This is a genomic window from Citrobacter europaeus (assembly GCA_020099315.1).
Taxonomy (GTDB): domain Bacteria; phylum Pseudomonadota; class Gammaproteobacteria; order Enterobacterales; family Enterobacteriaceae; genus Citrobacter; species Citrobacter europaeus.
The window spans coordinates 4,953,394-4,970,930 of sequence record CP083650.1; the positions used below are offsets into that span (position 1 = coordinate 4,953,394).

The window sequence follows — 17,537 nt, forward strand, 5'->3', positions numbered from 1 at the left end:
AAACATAAAAAAAGCCCGCCATTAAGGCGGGCAAAAGTTACCAATGCACACTTAACTTAAGCGACTTTCAATTGTTGAATCTTTTTCTCGCGGCGAATTTTCCGTTCTTCAAATACGGCCACCACGGCCATCAGGCAGATACAACCGATGGCGGCAGCATCCAGCGCGGCGAAAGTGCCCGCCCAGCCGGTCAGACCGAAAATCGGCGTGCCGTCGGCAATCATCCCCAGACCCAGCTTGGCGAAGCTGTCACCAATCAGATAAGCGAAAGTGCCTTTAATCCCATCGGCCGCGCCGATCGCTTTTTTCGGCACAAATCCGACTGCCGCAACGCCGATTAACAACTGAGGACCGAACACCAGGAAGCCCAGCGCAAACAGCGAAGCCAGATAGACATACTGGTTGCTGGCGTGTTGATAAACGCCCAGGGTGGCGATAATCAACGCCAGCGCCACGCAGGCCACCAGCGCACGGCGGCCATTCGCCAGGTCAGAGAGCCAGCCCCACAGCAGCGTGCCGACCAGCGCGCCCACTTCAAACAGGGTAAAGCCCTGAATCGCCACTTCTTTGGAGAGCTTCAACTCCTGGAAAGCGTAGACGGTGGACCACTGGTCAATACCGATACGCACCACGTACAGGAAGATGTTCGAGAAACATAACAGCCAGATCACTTTGTTTTTCAGCACGTACTCAACAAAGATCTGCCATTTAGTCATCTCGTTTTCTTCGGTCTCTTTGTCCTCTTCGCTGATCTCCTCGCCGAACAGCTCTTCGGCTTTACCGAGGCCGTATGACTCCGGGGAATCGCTGCCGTAGCGCAGGCCGATAAAGCCGACTATCAGGGCAATAATTGACGGGAAGATAAACATCCCGATGACGTGACCGTCGAACAGATAGTTCGCGCCAAACAGTGCCACGCCCGCCGCACCCGCACCGCCAAGGTTGTGAGAGATGTTCCACATGCCGAGGTAAGAACCCCGCTTGCGACGCGGCGTCCATTTGGTGATGGTGGAATAGCTACACGAGCCGCCGGTACTCTGGAAGAAACCGCTCAGCGCGTAGAAGGCGATCATCAAAAACAGGCTGATTGAACCCGCACCCATGCTGGCGCTGAAGCCGAGCATACAGATGGCGGAGAGGATCAGCATAAACGGCAGGAACTGCTTGGTGTTTTTACCGTCCGCGTAGTAGGAAACCAGCGTTTTACCCACGCCATAGGTGATAGAGAAGCCCAGGCCAATCATCCCCAGTTGCGTCATGCTCAGCCCGTAGGTGGAGATCATGTCATTCTGCGCGATGTTGAAGTTTTTGCGGATCAGGTACATGGTCAGGTAGCCGATAAAGACCACCAGATAGGACTGCATGAACGGTTTGAACCACATTTTGCGCCGCACATCAAGCGGCAGATCCAGGGTCGGCTTGCGCACCTGGTTTAGAAAGGCCAGCATTTGACACTCCCGAGCTAATTTTTATACCTGCGAATGGCAGGCATTGTAAAAATCAGCCGGAAGACGCGCCTGAGACAGCGTCCAGGTGAAACCGGGAAAATTTCTTAGTTTTGCCCCACTCAGGGCAAAAAGGTGAGGTACATCACGCTTCGTTAAGATCGCGCGGGGCCTGGGCGTTTAAAAACGGCAGCAGCAACAGCGCGGAAATCCCCGCCGCAATGGCGATCACCACAAAGAATCCTGTCCAGTGCCAGACCTCCATCACCTTCGCCAGCGGCCAGCCGGAGAGCGATGCCCCCAGATAAGCAAACAGTCCGACAAACCCGGTTGCCGCGCCCGCCGCCTCTTTGTGCGAGCACTCCGCCGCCGCCATGCCTATCAGCATCTGCGGGCCGAAGACGAAGAATCCAGTGGTGAAAAAGCACGCTGCCTGCATCACGTAGCTGGCGAACGGCATCAGCCACAACGAGCCCACCGAGAGCAAAATCCCGGCAGCGAAAATCAGGTTCATTGGACCACGGTTGCCGTTAAACAGCTTGTCAGAACCCCAACCCGCCACCAGCGCGCCAACAAATCCGCCCAGCTCAAACATCGTCACGGCGGTATTGGCGGTCACCAGATCCACGCCGAGCGTCTCCGACATATACAGATTACCCCAGTCATTGATCGCGGCGCGCACAACGTACACCAGCACATAACACAGCGACAGCAGCCAGATATAAGGATTCAGTAGCACATAGCGGGTGAGGATCTCTTTGCGGCTCAGCCCTGCGCCTTCCTGCTGCTGGGCGATCTCCAGTTCATCATGCCGCCAGTCGCCAACCGGTGGCAGGCCAATTGCCTGCGGCCTGTCGCGTAGCCGCCAGCAGAGAAAAATCCCTACTACAATCGCCAGCAGCCCGGCGATGGTCATCCCGGCGCGCCAGCCGTAGTGCAGCGCCGTCGCCGCCATCACGATGGGGATCAGCGCCCCGCCGACGTTGTGCGCGGTATTCCACAGCGCCCACCAGCCGCCGCGCTCGGTACGCGAATACCACGCGGTCAATAAACGCGCGCAGACCGGCGATCCCCAGCCCTGGAAAAAGGCGTTCAGCGCCCACAGCACCGCAAAAGCCCATAGCGAGGTGGAAAATCCAAACAGAATGTTCACCACGCCGGTGGCAATCAGCCCGATACCCATAAAATAGCGGGCGTTGGAGCGGTCGCTGACGATACCGGAAACAAACTTCGACAGGCCGTAGGTGATGTAAAACAGCGTCGCCAGCAGCCCAATGTCGCTACGAGTCAGCACACCGCTGGTGAGAATATCCGGTACGGCGGCGTTGAAGCTCTTGCGTGTGAAATAGAACAGCGCGTAGCCGAGCCAAATGGTGGTCAGAATATGCCGCCGCCAGTAGCGGTAGCGGGCATCCACCTCACGCTTATCAGTAATGAGCGGCGCACTGGCCGGGGCTTTTAAAAACGAAAACATGACTGCGCCTTACACATATCGCTGGGGTAACGACACGCTGACACGCGTGCCGTGCGTACAGGAAATCGTGAGCTTACCGCCGAGGGCGCTAATGCGTTCGCGCATCCCCGTAAGGCCAAATCCCTGCTGATTCGACCCCGGCGGCAGGCCGCTGCCGTCGTCCTCAATCACCAGCATCAACCGTTCATCCTGTTGCCAGCCTTGAAGCGTCACCGCGCTGGCGTTGGCGTGCTTCACGATGTTGTTCAACCCTTCCTGACAAACGCGAAACAGCGTTACGCGCTGGCTTTCGCTGAGCACAGATTCATCAATTCGCCAGTCGAGATGGCTGACGATGCCGCGGCTTTCCAGCTCCATTTCGCGCATCAGTGAGCGGATGGCCTGCTCCAGCGTGAGATCGTCCAGTTGACGTGGTCGCAGGCGGCCTAACAAGCGACGTACTGAATCGTACACGCCGAGAGAAAGTTGTTCGATGTGCGCCCCACTGCGCTTCACCCCTGCGTTTTCCGGGGCCAGGCGCTGGACAATACCCGCCTGCGTGCGAATGGCGGTGATGGTCTGGCCGATATCGTCGTGCAGTTCGCGCGCCACGTCCCGGCGCACGCTCTCTTCGGTCTCCAGCAGGCGTTCAGCCAGACGGTGGTTGCGCGCTAATTCGTTTTGCAGCGACTGGTTAAGCTCGCGCAGACGCTGAATGCCCGCGCCGAGCAGTAGCCCGGTCAGGCTTTGCGCCAGCAGCGAGAGCAGTAAATCGACGGGATGATCGTGCCAGGTCTGGCTGGCAATCAGCGCGATGGCGTTCATTAGCGTCGCAATCAGCGCCCCCTGCCAGCCATAGTGCCAGGCGAGCGCAATGATCGGCAACGCGAGACAAAACGGCGTGAAGCGTGACAATTCATCCGGCAGGCCAAGCTGCAACCACAGACTGACGCTAAACAGCAGCAGATACCAGACCAGGTGCCGCCCTCGCCAGTTCACAGGCTGCGACACCACCGCCGGGCCCAGCGGCAGCCAGGTCGTGCTGGTCAGATAGTGCCAGAACACCAGGCAGATCGGCGCCAGCGTTAATCCGCCGGTGAGCGTCAGCAACAGCGCGTTCCACGCCTCTTCGCCTTGCCCAATCCAGGGCAACGATTGTAGCAATGCCGCCGCCGTCAGCGCCGCGCCCTGCAACAGCAGCGTGCGCCAGTCGCGCTGATGGCGGTATCGCGAAATCAGCATCACCGGGAGTAGCGTGAGGGCGCTTCCGATCATCAAAAGTGGCAAATGGGCCAGCGCCACTTCCTGTGTCAGCCAGAAAAGAAGCAGCCATTCCGCGCCCAGCAGCACCGGCCAGTAGCCGCGCGGACATTGCAGCATCAGCCCCAGACGCAGGCCAAACGGAAACAGCAGCACCGCCAGTTCCGGGCGCTCAACCAGATGCAGGCTGATGCTCCACAGGCAAAACCACGCGGCAGAGAAAATAAAAAAGCAGGCAACAACGGTGATTAACCGGGAACAGAGCGTGTTCATTGCCAGCCGTCAAACATCCGGCGAGCCAGTTCCACGTCGTTGCTGACGTCGAGCTTTTCCATCAGGTTGGCGCGATGCACATGTACCGTCTTCGGAGACAGCCCCAGCTCGGCGGCAATCTCTTTCACCGCCATGCCTTGCGCCAGTTTTTCCGCCACCTGACGTTCGCGTTTAGTCAGCGGATCCTGACGACCGGCCGCCAGTTTGACGGCGATGTCCGGCGTCAAATAGCAACCACCGGTCGCCACGGTATGCACCGCCGCGATCAGCTCATCCGGGCTGCAGCGTTTAGAAAGGAAACCACGTGCGCCCGCGTTCAGTGCCTGCTCCACCAGCGCCGGGCTGTCATGGACGGAGAGCATGATAATCGCCATTCCCTTTGGCAACTGACTCAACAGTTCAAGGCCGGAGATATCGGGCATCGAGATATCACAGATACACACCTGCACGCCGCGTCCCGGTAATCCCGCCAACGCCTCGCTGCCTGAGCCAAACTCAGCCACAACCTGCAAATCAGGTTCCAGCCCCAGCAGTTGGGCAAAGCCGGAGCGAACGATAGTGTGGTCGTCGATAAGGGCGATGGTGATCATGGGTTTGTCCTGGCGGATAAAAAAACGCGCTTACCTTAACGATAAGCGCGTGGCTGTTCAAGTCTTGAGCGAACTACTCAAAGAACACGGTGATTTTGTTAAACATCGACGGGTCGGACTGGTTGCGGGCCACTTTCACCACATCTTCCAGCTTGTCTATCTGGCTTATCATCTGCTCCAGACGTTGATCGTCGTTGACCAGTAGCCATATGCGGCTCTTATCGCTTTCCTGAATCGGTAGACAGAGAATGCCTTCCACGTTGAACGCGCGGCGGGCAAACAGCCCGCAGACGTGAGTCATTACGCCCGGATGGTTGCGCACGGTGAGTTCCAGGATTACGTTGTCATGAGTCTGCTGTTGCATGGCTTATTCCCCCACCATTTCTGTGTTTGCCGCACCCGGCGGCACCATCGGGTACACTTTTTGTTCGGCATCAATGCGCACGTGAATCAGCGCAGGTCCAGGGCGAGTAATAATTTCCTGCAGCGCTGCCTGCGGGTCCGCCTCGTTATTCAGATCGCAGGTTTCGAGACCAAACCCGGCGGCTATCTGCATAAAGTTAATCATCCCCGGATAGGTCGCCGCAAAAACGCCCTGCTTATAGAACAAACTTTGCTGCTGATACACCAGACCCAACGCTTCGTTATTCATCAGGATAATTTTAATATCCAGCTGATTTTCGCTGGCGGTCGCCATTTCCTGAATATTCATCATCAGGCTGCCGTCACCAGAAAAGCACAGCACTTTTTTGTCCGGGTTGGCCAGCGCCGCGCCAATTGCCGCCGGCAGACCAAAGCCCATGGTTCCCAGACCGCCGGAGGTCAGCCACTGACGCGGACGATTCAGCGGGTAAGCCTGTGCCGCCCACATCTGATGCTGGCCTACATCGGTGGTGATAATGGCGCTGTCATCCACGCAGGCAGCCACGGCGTTGATCAATCCATAGTGGCTGAGCGGGTCGCGTTCCTGCGGAATAGTGCAAGGGAATTCGCGTTGTAAATCGGCCACCATTTGATGCCACGGCTCTCGCGGCTGCGCGTCAATTAATGGGATCAATTGCGCCAGAACCTCATCGACATCAGCCTGAATCGCCACGTGCGGCTGTTTGATTTTACCCAGCTCCGCGCGGTCGATATCCACATGGATGATTTTAGCGTTCGGGCAGAACTGCTCGGTTTTACCAATCGCCCGGTCATCAAAACGTGCGCCCAGAACAATCAGTAAATCCGCTTCTTGCAGAATAAAGTTGGTGCTGCGCGCGCCGTGCATGCCCAGCATACCTAACGACAGCGGATGCGCTTTCGGCAGTATACCGAGCGCCATTAAGGTCATGGTGGTAGGCAGCGTCGCTTTTTCTGCCAGTTCACGCACGCGCTCAGGCGCGTTAATCACGCCGCCGCCGAGGTACAGCACCGGGCGCTGTGCGGCGTTAATCATGGCTGCGGCATCGCGAATGCTGTCCTGGCTGAACGCTGGCGCCGCCATTTTCTGCGCGGGCTCCGGCATCTCTTCAATATCAAAAACGGCAGTTTGAATATCCTTAGGAATGTCTATCCACACCGGGCCTGGACGTCCGGACTGCGCAATGCGGAACGCATCGCTCATAACCTGGGGTAATTCACTGATATGGCGGACCAGATAGTTGTGCTTAGTGATGGGGATAGAGATGCCGTAGGTGTCGACTTCCTGGAAGGCGTCGGTACCGATCATCGAAGCCGGAACCTGCCCGGTGATACACACCAACGGGATGGAATCCAGACGCGCGTCGGCAATGGCGGTTACCAGGTTGGTTGCGCCCGGTCCGCTGCAGGCCATACAGACGGCGGGTTTGCCATCGGTTCGCGCCATTCCCTGCGCGATAAACCCTGCGCCCTGCTCGTGGCGCGCCAGGATATGACGGATTTGCGTGCTTTGGCTTAAGGCGTCATAGACGGGAAGAATCGATCCGCCGGGAATACCGGTAACAACCTGAATGCCCTGGCGTTCCAGGAAATAAACGATGAATTCTGCGCCCGTAAAACGCGTACGCTTGGATGTTATGCCCGAACTTGCCATGCTCCAGTCCTTTTATTCTGGGCCTTTGCTCCGGGCAGGTCTCTGAAACGAAAAACCCCGCCCGGTTTGCGCCGGCGGGGTTTTGGAATCGTGTGTTGATTCGGACCCTACGGCGCATTGCCGACGACCACCACCACCACACGCACGACGACCGCTGCGCGAGATGGCGCAGTTTTTAGTAGGGTCGCAGTCAGCATGGAAGGGTTCATTAGGGACCTGTCTGTTTGTTGATTAACTGGATTTATACAAACACAGGTTTTTCAGCGTGACAATGGAAAAATTTTCATCTGCATAAAAATGCGTCAACGATCACATTTCACAGGACCTGGCCGAAAAACAAAAAACCCCGCCGGAGCGAGGTTTTTTCAGCGCTGTGCGGTTGGTAGCCGCCGAACACACTGTGTTATGTCAACGAAAAAAGTATACGCGTTCTGCGAAGAACACGCAATTTCGGCACGAATTTTGATGGTTTTGAGTATGGGACATGAATGGCGTAACGTCCATAAAATACTGTTAATTTATACAGTATTTATCTATAATGTCTCGGTACGCAATGTGTTATACGGGGGCCGCATCGTAAACCGGCGCATCAAAGTCCTGGCTGAAACGGGTGGTGCCGTCAGCGCCTTAACCCCCGTGTGAGCACACTGTGTTATGTCAACAAAGGTGCTGGCAACAGGCAGCGGCGAGGTACGTCAGCACCGTGCTCCTTGTACCAAAAGGAGAGCGTATGAGCCTCGTGGATATCGCTATTCTTATCCTCAAACTCATTGTTGCAGCACTGCAACTCCTTGATGCCGTTCTGAAATACATTAAGTAATTCAGATTCAAGTCGCACCAAAGGGGGGCGGGTAACACTCCGCTCCCCTTTCACCTTCTCCCTGGTGCTTGTGTCGCGCCAATATGTTACGTTTTTATGACATTCTCAGGGAAGAATTCCACCATGACGCTTTCTGTTTTCTGCATTTTGCTGTTCGCCGCGCTGCTGCACGCCAACTGGAACGCCATCGTCAAAGCTGGAAACGATAAACTGTATTCGGCGATCGGCGTTAGCGGCTCAGCAGCGATTATGGCATTGATCTGCTTACCCTTCGCGCCTCAACCTTCCGCCGCCAGCCTGCCGTTTTTGGCCGTCTCAACCGCGCTACAAGTGGTGTATACGGTCCTGGTCGCCAAAACCTATCAGGTTTCGGATATGAGCCAGACCTATCCGTTAATGCGCGGTACAGCGCCGCTGCTGGTCGCAATTATCAGCGTTCTGTTCCTTGGGGATAGTCTGTCTATGCTGGCGTGGGTGGGGATTGCCACGATCTGTCTGGCCATTCTCGGTATGGCATTTAACGGACGCAGCAGCTCGCAACGCGGGATCGTACTGGCGCTCATTAATGCCTGCTTTATCGCCGGTTACACGCTGGTTGATGGCACCGGCGTACGCTTATCAGAAACCGCGCTGGGTTATACGCTGTGGACCTTCTTTCTGAACGGCTCTTGCCTGCTCACCTGGGCGATGATCGCCAGGCGCCGGGAAGCGTCGCGCTATCTGGTACAGCAGTGGAAGAAAGGTATTCTTGGCGGGATTGGCACGATGGGTTCTTACGGTCTGGCGCTATGGGCCATGACCCAGGCTCCGTTGGCTGTAGTCGCGGCGCTGCGTGAAACATCCATTCTGTTTGGCGCTCTGCTCGCGTGGTTGCTGCTGAAAGAAAAGGTTGCCGGAATACGTCTTGTCGCGGCCGCAGGCATTGCCGTAGGCGCGGTATTACTACGTTTGTCTTGATCGTGCTGTAACCCGATGCAATCCGGCAACATTTGTTGCCGCTTTTTGTTTACATTTCCTGCCGTCCACCCCCTAAACATTCCAGCCTACTATCTGGCCTTCTTTTTCTGTTGTGGTAGATTCCACGCGCATTTACGGGAAAGTGCAGCACCTTATTCTTCTTTTTTCTCTTTTTTAAAAGTAATCAGCGAAATGAAAAGGCATAGAAGCGTCAATTTGTTGTTGATGTTGGTATTACTGGTGGCGGTAGGTCAGATGGCGCAAACCATTTATATCCCCGCAATTGCTGATATGGCGCGTGAACTGAACGTTCGCGAAGGGGCGGTGCAAAGTGTGATGGCCGCCTACCTGTTGACCTACGGCCTGTCACAACTGTTTTACGGCCCGCTTTCCGATCGCGTTGGCCGCCGCCCGGTGATCCTCGCCGGAATGTCTATTTTTATGCTGGCCACGCTGGTCGCGATTACCACTCACAGCCTGACGGTACTGATTATCGCCAGTGCAATTCAGGGGATGGGAACGGGCGTCGGCGGTGTGATGGCGAGAACCTTACCGCGCGATCTGTACGAAGGCTCGCAGTTGCGCCACGCGAATAGTTTGTTAAACATGGGGATTCTGGTCAGCCCACTGCTGGCGCCATTGATTGGCGGCATGCTGGATACCCTGTGGAACTGGCGCGCGTGCTACATCTTCCTGTTGGTTCTGTGCGCGGGCGTCACGTTTAGCATGGCGCGCTGGATGCCGGAAACGCGCCCTGCAGGTGCCCCGCGCCCACGGCTTATCGCCAGCTATAAAACGCTGTTTGGCAACAGCGCTTTCACCTGTTACGTGCTGATGCTGATCGGTGGTCTGGCAGGCGTTGCGGTCTTCGAAGCCTGCTCCGGGGTATTGTTGGGCGCACGGCTCGGTCTGAGCAGTATGGTGGTCAGTATCCTGTTTATTCTGCCCATCCCGGCGGCGTTTTTCGGCGCCTGGTTCGCCGGTCGCCCGAACAAGCGTTTCTCGACGCTGATGTGGCAGTCGGTTATCTGCTGTCTGGTCGCCGGTTTGATGATGTGGATCCCTGGGCTGTTCGACGTGATGAACGTCTGGACGCTGCTGGTTCCCGCCGCGCTGTTTTTCTTCGGTGCCGGAATGCTGTTTCCGCTGGCAACCAGCGGCGCAATGGAACCTTTCCCATTCCTGGCAGGCACTGCCGGCGCGCTGGTCGGGGGATTACAAAACATTGGTTCCGGCGTGCTGGCGTGGTTCTCTGCCATGCTGCCGCAGACCGGACAAGCCAGTCTGGGATTGTTGATGACCCTTATGGGGCTGCTGATTTTTGTTTGCTGGATTCCACTGGCGTCACGCGTGTCGCATCAGGGACAGGCGGTTTAAGCGTATGATGGCCCGGCTTATCGCCGGGCTTTTCGCATTCAGGCGCGATCATCGTCGTCAGCAGCGGCTCCAGCGTCGGACGCCAGGCACCCTCCTCGCCATCATAGAACTGTGTATCCGCATTGATAGCATAGGGAATTTTCGCTTTCTTCAGCTCGCACGCCATAAAGCGGGCAAACGCCATTTGTGAGGCTGAAGGCGCGTTCCTGATGGTTTCTCCTGGCGACCAGTCTCCTACCCAACTGACATGACCAGTTTTCTGCTGCCAATGAACGGCGGTATTGATGCGGGCGCGAATAGCGGCCTTTTCTGCCGCAGTCCCTGAGGTCCACGGGTATTTGCCGTTATTTTTCAGCGGTCCCCACGGAAAAATATGCCATTGGGCCAGCACGGTATTCTGACTTTGCGGCGGCAGTTTCAGGTTAAGCAAATCTTCCGGTGCAGCACGCAGTCGCGGCGCGATGAAAATCATCCGCTGCGGGTCGATGGCATGGATGTTACGAATGGTTTTATCATACACCCGATTGAGCGACGCCTGATTATGGTTGAGCTTATCAGAGGGTTCAAATATCAGGTCGAAACCCAGCAACGGCGAGCTTTGACCAAAGTAATGCGCCACCGCCACCCACCAGTTAACCACCTCTTTTTCGTTACCGGCGCTGGGGTCTTTTTTATATTCGTCAGCCTGATAGGCGATTATCGGGATCACGCCATACTGCTCACAGGCTTCCACCAGTTTACGCAAGTGTATAAGCCGCGCCTCCGTGGGCTCTCCCGCCACGCGAATGCGCACGTGGGTCAACCCTTTCGCCTTAAAATCCCGCACCACCAGCGGATCGAATTCACGTATACCCCGATCGGTCCGCGCCCAGTCTACGTCCATCCCAACGCCAAGCTGCTGGGCATACTGCGCCGCCGTCAGCGCAGGTTGCGTGGCATATACGGTGGCGCTGGCTAACAGCAAAAGGGAAACAATCGGCTTTAACACGGTCGTCCTTACGCAAATCATCAGGAGTGATATCACGTATTTAGCATGCTTTTTCACTTTCCGTGTAGAGAGAAAGCGTAAAAAATATTCGCGACCTGCCTAATTAACCTGCTCCTGTAGCCAGCCAATAAACGCCTCGATTTTCGGCCACTGCCTGCCGGGCAGCGTGGTGATGTAGTAGTGCTGATGGCATTTCAGCGCCATATCGCCAAAAGGCGCGACCAGCTCTCCGCTGTCGAGACGTTTTTGCACCAGCCGCCTTCGGCCCATCGCCACGCCGATATGGTTCATTGCCGCAATGACCGCTAAATCAGAGCGATCGAAACCAATTCCCGATGATGTCGGCAGATTTGCTGCAAAATGCTGCGCCCAGCTGTGCCATTCATCGGTCCCGGAATCGTTACTCCACGCCTGTCTGTCGTGCAGCAGCGTACAGTGCGGCAGATTCACCAGCGATCCGGTAAGGTCATGGCGTCGAGCGTAGTCCGGGCTGCATACCGGCAGGATCTCTTCATCCATCAGGAAGTGATGGGTGAGTTGCGCGGAAGGCGCGTCGTCAAAATAGATAGCCAGATCGACCCCGGCACGCTGCAGATTGACGTTGTCATTGCCGGTCAGGATAGTCAGTGAAATTGCCGGGTAACGGCGGGTAAAATCACCGAGCGCCGGAACCAGCCAGCACTGAGCGATAGAGGGCCGCGAGTAGACTGTGAGCGTCCCCGAGAGCTCCTGATTCTTGATATCAAGAATTTCCTGGTTGAGCGTGTCCAGCGACGATTTCAGCGCCCAAAAAACCCTTTTGCCTTCGTGGGTGAGTTCCACTTTGCGGTGCGAGCGGACAAACAGTTGAATGCCTAACTCCTCTTCCAGCTGATTAATCCGATGGCTGACGGCGCTGGGACTTAATGACAGCTCGTCTGCTGCCAGCGCAAACGACTGATGCCGCGCAGCCACTTCAAAAGTATACAGTTTTGACAACTGCCAGCCATTGAGCAGACGATTTCTGACCTCGCGTACGGGATCCATACTCACCTCTTGTCCTCCTGATTCATTCGCCGGAGTGTAAAAAAGTTCGCTGCAAAAATCAGCATAAAGATGAATCAAAGTGAACTATATCGCAAAAACCAGACGCAATTAGACGTAAATCACTCATTTGATGCAATCTGGCTCATGTGAAAGGGGATTTATATCGTTTGTCAGACCCTGCCTTATTTTTGTCCAATACCCCTATATTAATCACAGGGCAAGGTGAGCTATGCACTCTCAAATCTGGGTTGTGAGCACGCTGCTGATAAGCATCGTGTTAATCGTTTTGACCATCGTGAAGTTCAAATTCCACCCGTTTCTGGCGCTGCTGTTAGCCAGCTTCTTCGTGGGTACGATGATGGGTATGGGGCCGCTGGATATGGTCAATGCCATTGAGAGTGGCATCGGCGGTACGCTGGGCTTCCTCGCCGCGGTTATCGGCCTTGGAACCATTCTGGGCAAAATGATGGAAGTCTCAGGCGCGGCCGAACGCATCGGACTGACGCTGCAGCGCTGCCGTTGGCTTTCCGCTGACGTCATTATGGTACTGGTCGGACTGATATGCGGGATCACACTGTTTGTTGAAGTCGGCGTGGTGCTGTTGATTCCACTGGCTTTTTCGATTGCCAAAAAGACCAATACATCACTCCTGAAGCTGGCGATTCCGCTGTGTACGGCGCTGATGGCAGTACACTGCGTCGTGCCGCCGCATCCGGCCGCCCTGTTCGTGGCGAATAAGCTGGGTGCGGACATTGGTACCGTGATTGTTTACGGTTTACTGGTCGGTTTGATGGCCTCACTGATCGGCGGTCCGCTGTACCTGAAATTCCTCGGTAACCGTCTGCCGTTTAAACCGGTTCCGGCTGAATTTTCCGACCTCAAAGTGCGCGACGAAAGTACACTGCCGTCGCTGGGCGCTACGCTGTTTACCGTTCTGCTGCCGATTGCCCTGATGCTGGTAAAAACCGTCGCAGAGCTGAACATGGCGAAAGGCAGCACGGTGTATACGCTGCTGGAGTTTATCGGTAACCCGATCACCGCGATGTTTATTGCCGTTTTCGTGGCCTACTACATTCTCGGTCTGCGTCAGCATATCGGCATGGGGGCGCTACTGACCCACACCGAAAACGGTTTTGGCTCGATTGCTAACATTTTGCTGATTATCGGCGCAGGCGGCGCATTCAACGCTATCCTCAAGAGCAGCGGGCTGGCGGATACCCTCGCACTGATCCTCTCAAACATGCACATGCACCCGATTCTGCTGGCCTGGCTGGTGGCGTTAATCCTGCATGCCGCAGTGGGCTCCGCCACGGTGGCGATGATGGGGGCGACGGCTATCGTGGCACCGATGCTGCCGCTCTATCCTAACGTTAGCCCGGAGATCATCGCCATTGCCATCGGCTCCGGCGCTATTGGCTGCACGATCGTGACCGATTCCCTCTTCTGGCTGGTGAAGCAGTACTGCGGCGCCACCCTGAATGAGACGTTCAAATACTATACGACCGCGACATTTATCGCGTCCGTGATTGCACTGGTTTGCACATTCCTGCTTTCCTTTATTATTTAAACGCAAAGAGACTGACTATGGAAAATATTCAAACACTTATCGCCCAGTATCCTTTAGTGGAAGACCTGGTCGCTCTCAAGGAGACGACCTGGTTTAACCCTGGCACCACCTCTCTTGCGGAAGGTTTACCGTACGTTGGCCTGACCGAGCACGATGTTCAGGATGCCCATGCTCGTCTGACGCGCTTCGCGCCGTATCTGGCGCAGGCATTCCCGGAAACCGCAGCCACCGGCGGCATTATCGAATCCGAGCTGGCCGCGATCCCGGCGATGCAAAAACGGCTGGTAAAAGAGTACGGGCAGCCTATCCGCGGAGAAATCCTGCTGAAGAAGGACAGCCATCTGCCGATTTCCGGCTCAATTAAAGCGCGTGGTGGTATTTATGAAGTGCTGACACACGCGGAAAAACTGGCGCTGGAAGCCGGTCTGCTGACCACACAAGACGATTACAGCATTCTGCTTTCACCTGAGTTCAAACAGTTCTTCAGCCAGTACAGCATCGCGGTAGGCTCCACCGGCAACCTCGGCATGTCGATTGGCATTATGAGCGCCTGTATCGGCTTTAAGGTGACGGTGCATATGTCTGCCGACGCTCGCGCGTGGAAAAAAGCCAAACTGCGCAGTCACGGCGTGACGGTAGTGGAGTATGAAGAAGATTACGGTGTGGCGGTTGAGCAGGGTCGTAAGGCGGCAGAATCCGATCCGAACTGTTTCTTTATCGATGATGAAAATTCCCGCACGCTGTTTTTAGGCTATGCGGTCGCGGGCCAGCGTCTGAAGGCGCAGTTTGCCCAGCAAGGACGCGTGGTGGATGCCGACCATCCGCTGTTTGTTTACCTGCCGTGCGGCGTCGGCGGTGGTCCTGGCGGCGTGGCGTTTGGCCTGAAGCTGGCCTTCGGCGACAACGTGCACTGCTTCTTCGCCGAACCGACCCACTCCCCCTGCATGCTGCTGGGGATTTATACCGGGCTGCACGATACGATTTCCGTGCAGGATATCGGCATCGATAACCTGACGGCGGCGGATGGGCTGGCGGTAGGTCGTGCGTCCGGCTTTGTTGGCCGGGCGATGGAACGTCTGCTCGACGGTCTGTACACCCTGGACGATCAGACGATGTACGACATGCTGGGCTGGCTGGCGCAGGAAGAAGGCATTCGCCTTGAGCCGTCGGCGCTGGCCGGGATGGCCGGTCCGCAACGCGTATGCGCCTCTGCTGACTATCAGCAGATGCACGGCTTCAGCGCAGAGCAGCTCAATAACGCCACCCACCTGGTGTGGGCGACCGGCGGCGGCATGGTACCTGAAGAAGAAATGGCGCAGTATCTGGCCAAAGGGCGTTAAACGTTGCTGACCTTAACGCAGCATCGCCATCAGTTCCATCGGTGAGCGATGTTGCTTAAGCAGGTCACGCATCACGCGCATATGCGGCGCGGTATGGTTGAAGAAAGCGCTGTACCCGCCGCAAATCGCACTTTTTCCACTGCTGTCGCGATGCTTTGGACAATCACCATGGCAAAAGCGTAACAACGAACACGCCTGACATTCCGCACTCAGCGTGGCCTTCTTGGACTGACCAAACGCCGTTACCTGCGGGCTGGCATTGAGCTCACTCAGCGACGTGTGATGAATATTACCCAGGCGAAAATCAGGGTAGACATAGTGATCGCATTGATACAGATCGCCATTCGCTTCCAGAGCAAACGCATGCCCGCAAGTGGAGCTTAGCGAACACATCTGCGCCGGATGCCCGCACCATACGCCCAGGGTTGAATCAAATAACTGAACGAATACGCGACCAATATCTTCTCTGACCCAGATATCAAAGACGGAATTCAGGAAGGTTCCCCATGCCTGCGGCGGGACAGATTCGGCGGTAAGCTCGCCTTTTTCATCATATTCAACCAGCGGAATGAACTGCAAAAACGGCGTGCCAAGCTGGCGAAGGTAGTGATACATCAACCCGGGCCGCTGACTGTTCAGAGAATTAACCACCACCAGCAGATTGAACTCCACCTGATGCTTACGCAGCCTGGCAATGGCGTCCACCACCTTATGGTGAGTCGGTTTTCCACTACGGTTAACGCGATACGCATCGTGCAACTCGGCAGGGCCATCCAGGGAAATCCCAACCAGCCAGCCGTTTTCACGTAAAAACTGACACCATTCGTCGTTGAGCAAAATCCCGTTGGTCTGGAAAGCATTATGGATTTGCTTCCCTTGCCCGTACTGTTTTTGCAAGGTCACTACGCGGCGAAAAAAGTCGATACCACAAAGGGTTGGCTCTCCACCCTGCCAGGCGAACATCACTTCAGACCCCGGCTGCGCGGCAATATGCTGGCGAATAAACGTCTCTAAGGTGGCATCATCCATTTCGGGTTGAGTGGGTTTATCAATGTAAAAACAGTAACGACAATCAAGGTTACAACGAGAGCTGGCCGGCTTGGCCATGACCTGACATCCTGTCATGCTAAATTCCCGATAAATGCAATAAGTTGGCGAACATGCGTTACAGCAAACAGTATTGCGAGGGATAACACCGCGAGGGAGATCATAAATTTGTCACGCACCGCGCGAGATTCAGAAAAATCACTATGCGTAACATCCATCAGGGTACGACTACGGGTATAGCGCCAAAGTACGATGGCCACCATCGCCAGCACCACAATTGAAACCCAAAACAGAAAGCCCGCCTGATGCCAGTTGTGCTTCAGCGCCAGCGCCATTAGCGCGCCATAGCCCAGCAGCGTACGAAACCAGGCCAGCGATGTTCGCTCCGGTTGTAATCCCGGGTCGGCGATACGTCGCGACTTACGGCTATCCGGCATACAGTACCAGTCCCATGACAATCACCGCGACGATCATCAAAATCAGGCTGATAATTAACAGGCTATGGGTATACGGCAAATCCTCTTTCAGACGCATTGCCCTCTCATTACGCAGCCAGCGCAGGTAACCATAAATCGCCAGGCCACCGGCAAACAGACACAGTAACAGCGCCAAAAGCTCACGAATGACCGGCGTGGCGAAATCCGGAGCCAGTTGGTCAAGACCAACGCCCGCCGCCAGAAATCCCAACGCGGTACGGATCCACGCCAAAAAGGTACGTTCATTTGCCAGCGAGAAGCGATAATCCGGGGCTTCTCCAAGGCGGGAAATCTTCATCCAAACTCCTTTTTCATTCATAGCTCAGCTACGTTGTCTGGTCATTTTCAGAATTTCGTACAGCGGAATGCTGATACCCTCTACCTGAACCAGCACAGGGAGGTCTGATGGACATCATATCGCAAAACAAATGTAGTTCACTGGGAATGCTATTTGGCGCCATTGCGTTGATTCTCGGCATTTTCCATTTCTCTTTTGGCCCCTTTTCCGCCCCACCGCCAGCGTTGGAAAGCGTGGTGGCAGAGAAGGTATCCGCCGTTAAAAAAGGGATTCTTGCCGGTCTGAAAGGGGAACAACCGCCCGCTGCTGCGAAAAAAACTGCCACTGATATCGATAAAATACTGGATAACAGCGGCATCGCCCTTGCCGTCATCGCGCTGATATGTGCGTTTATCGGCGGCATGCGTAAAGAAAATCGCTGGAGTATTCATGGCGCAATGTTCTTCGGCGGCGCGACACTTGCCTTTCATGCTCTGCTTTTTGGCATTGCCATTATCTGCGGCATCATTCTGCTCATGCTGATATTTTCCTTTCTCGGCGGTGCTTCTCCAGTTTGACCAGCCT

General features: G+C 55.6%; 18 protein-coding genes. 6 read left to right on the forward strand and 12 right to left on the reverse strand.

Going from position 1 to position 17,537, the window contains the following annotated elements; translation table 11 throughout:
* Positions 1 to 56: 56 nt before the first annotated feature.
* The 7 genes from uhpT to ivbL all read right to left on the reverse strand — a co-directional run bounded on the left by uhpT (position 57) and on the right by ivbL (position 7,286).
* Positions 57 to 1,448: a hexose-6-phosphate:phosphate antiporter gene (gene uhpT / locus LA337_23230; GenBank protein ID UBI16026.1), complete on the reverse strand. Its 1,392-nt coding sequence runs from the start codon at positions 1,446 to 1,448 to the stop codon at positions 57 to 59.
* A 142-nt stretch (positions 1,449 to 1,590) separates the two neighbouring features.
* On the reverse strand, positions 1,591 to 2,919 hold the full coding sequence (locus LA337_23235; protein ID UBI16027.1) for an MFS transporter: 1,329 nt from the start codon (positions 2,917 to 2,919) through the stop codon (positions 1,591 to 1,593).
* 9 nt (positions 2,920 to 2,928) lie between these two features.
* Complete coding sequence (uhpB, locus tag LA337_23240) at positions 2,929 to 4,431, reverse strand: signal transduction histidine-protein kinase/phosphatase UhpB (protein ID UBI16028.1); 1,503 nt, start codon at positions 4,429 to 4,431, stop codon at positions 2,929 to 2,931.
* On the reverse strand, positions 4,428 to 5,021 hold the full coding sequence (uhpA, locus tag LA337_23245; GenBank protein ID UBI16029.1) for a transcriptional regulator UhpA: 594 nt from the start codon (positions 5,019 to 5,021) through the stop codon (positions 4,428 to 4,430). The genes uhpB and uhpA overlap by 4 nt, the downstream gene beginning before the upstream one ends.
* 73 nt (positions 5,022 to 5,094) lie before the next feature.
* Positions 5,095 to 5,385 carry an acetolactate synthase small subunit gene (ilvN, locus tag LA337_23250; protein UBI16030.1) on the reverse strand — a complete coding sequence of 97 codons (291 nt, stop codon included), beginning with the start codon at positions 5,383 to 5,385 and terminating at the stop codon, positions 5,095 to 5,097.
* Between the two features lie 3 nt (positions 5,386 to 5,388).
* A complete protein-coding gene (gene ilvB, locus LA337_23255) occupies positions 5,389 to 7,077 on the reverse strand; it encodes an acetolactate synthase large subunit (GenBank protein UBI16031.1) in 1,689 nt (562 codons plus the stop codon).
* 107 nt (positions 7,078 to 7,184) lie between these two features.
* Complete coding sequence (ivbL, locus tag LA337_23260) at positions 7,185 to 7,286, reverse strand: ilvB operon leader peptide IvbL (GenBank protein ID UBI16032.1); 102 nt, start codon at positions 7,284 to 7,286, stop codon at positions 7,185 to 7,187.
* Positions 7,287 to 7,807: 521 nt separating this feature from the next.
* Here ivbL and tisB point away from each other — a divergent pair.
* From tisB to emrD, 3 genes are all read left to right on the forward strand, one after another.
* Positions 7,808 to 7,897 (forward strand): type I toxin-antitoxin system toxin TisB, encoded by a 90-nt coding sequence (gene tisB / locus LA337_23265; GenBank protein ID UBI16033.1) that lies wholly within the window; start codon positions 7,808 to 7,810, stop codon positions 7,895 to 7,897.
* A gap of 123 nt (positions 7,898 to 8,020) precedes the next feature.
* A complete protein-coding gene (locus tag LA337_23270; protein UBI16034.1) occupies positions 8,021 to 8,854 on the forward strand; it encodes a DMT family transporter in 834 nt (277 codons plus the stop codon).
* 192 nt (positions 8,855 to 9,046) lie between these two features.
* Positions 9,047 to 10,231 (forward strand): multidrug efflux MFS transporter EmrD, encoded by a 1,185-nt coding sequence (gene emrD / locus LA337_23275; GenBank protein ID UBI16035.1) that lies wholly within the window; start codon positions 9,047 to 9,049, stop codon positions 10,229 to 10,231.
* On the opposite strand, the gene LA337_23280 is transcribed toward emrD, so the two are convergent.
* Both LA337_23280 and dsdC read right to left on the reverse strand, forming a co-directional pair.
* A complete protein-coding gene (locus LA337_23280; GenBank protein UBI16036.1) occupies positions 10,158 to 11,240 on the reverse strand; it encodes a cellulase family glycosylhydrolase in 1,083 nt (360 codons plus the stop codon). The two genes, emrD and LA337_23280, sit on opposite strands and share 74 nt — an antisense overlap.
* A gap of 78 nt (positions 11,241 to 11,318) precedes the next feature.
* Positions 11,319 to 12,245, reverse strand: a complete 927-nt coding sequence (gene dsdC, locus LA337_23285) for a DNA-binding transcriptional regulator DsdC (GenBank protein ID UBI18542.1) — start codon at positions 12,243 to 12,245, stop codon at positions 11,319 to 11,321.
* 229 nt (positions 12,246 to 12,474) lie between these two features.
* On the opposite strand from dsdC, the gene dsdX reads away from it, so the two are divergent.
* Entirely contained in the window at positions 12,475 to 13,812 is a 1,338-nt protein-coding gene (gene dsdX, locus LA337_23290; protein UBI16037.1) for a D-serine transporter DsdX, read from the forward strand.
* Positions 13,813 to 13,829: 17 nt separating this feature from the next.
* A complete protein-coding gene (dsdA, locus tag LA337_23295; GenBank protein UBI16038.1) occupies positions 13,830 to 15,152 on the forward strand; it encodes a D-serine ammonia-lyase in 1,323 nt (440 codons plus the stop codon).
* 12 nt (positions 15,153 to 15,164) lie between these two features.
* Here the strand turns inward: dsdA and LA337_23300 are convergent, their stop codons facing one another.
* The 3 genes from LA337_23300 to LA337_23310 are packed head-to-tail and all read right to left on the reverse strand — an operon-like array spanning position 15,165 to position 16,973.
* A complete protein-coding gene (locus LA337_23300; GenBank protein UBI16039.1) occupies positions 15,165 to 16,277 on the reverse strand; it encodes an anaerobic sulfatase maturase in 1,113 nt (370 codons plus the stop codon).
* Positions 16,274 to 16,636, reverse strand: coding sequence for a DUF202 domain-containing protein (locus LA337_23305; protein ID UBI16040.1), 363 nt, complete (start codon positions 16,634 to 16,636; stop codon positions 16,274 to 16,276). Before LA337_23305 ends, LA337_23300 begins: the two co-directional genes overlap by 4 nt.
* Positions 16,626 to 16,973, reverse strand: a complete 348-nt coding sequence (locus LA337_23310) for a DUF202 domain-containing protein (protein UBI16041.1) — start codon at positions 16,971 to 16,973, stop codon at positions 16,626 to 16,628. Before LA337_23310 ends, LA337_23305 begins: the two co-directional genes overlap by 11 nt.
* A 107-nt stretch (positions 16,974 to 17,080) precedes the next feature.
* Here LA337_23310 and LA337_23315 point away from each other — a divergent pair, with 107 nt between their 5' ends.
* Positions 17,081 to 17,530 (forward strand): hypothetical protein, encoded by a 450-nt coding sequence (locus tag LA337_23315; protein ID UBI16042.1) that lies wholly within the window; start codon positions 17,081 to 17,083, stop codon positions 17,528 to 17,530.
* The last annotated feature ends 7 nt before the right edge of the window (positions 17,531 to 17,537 follow it).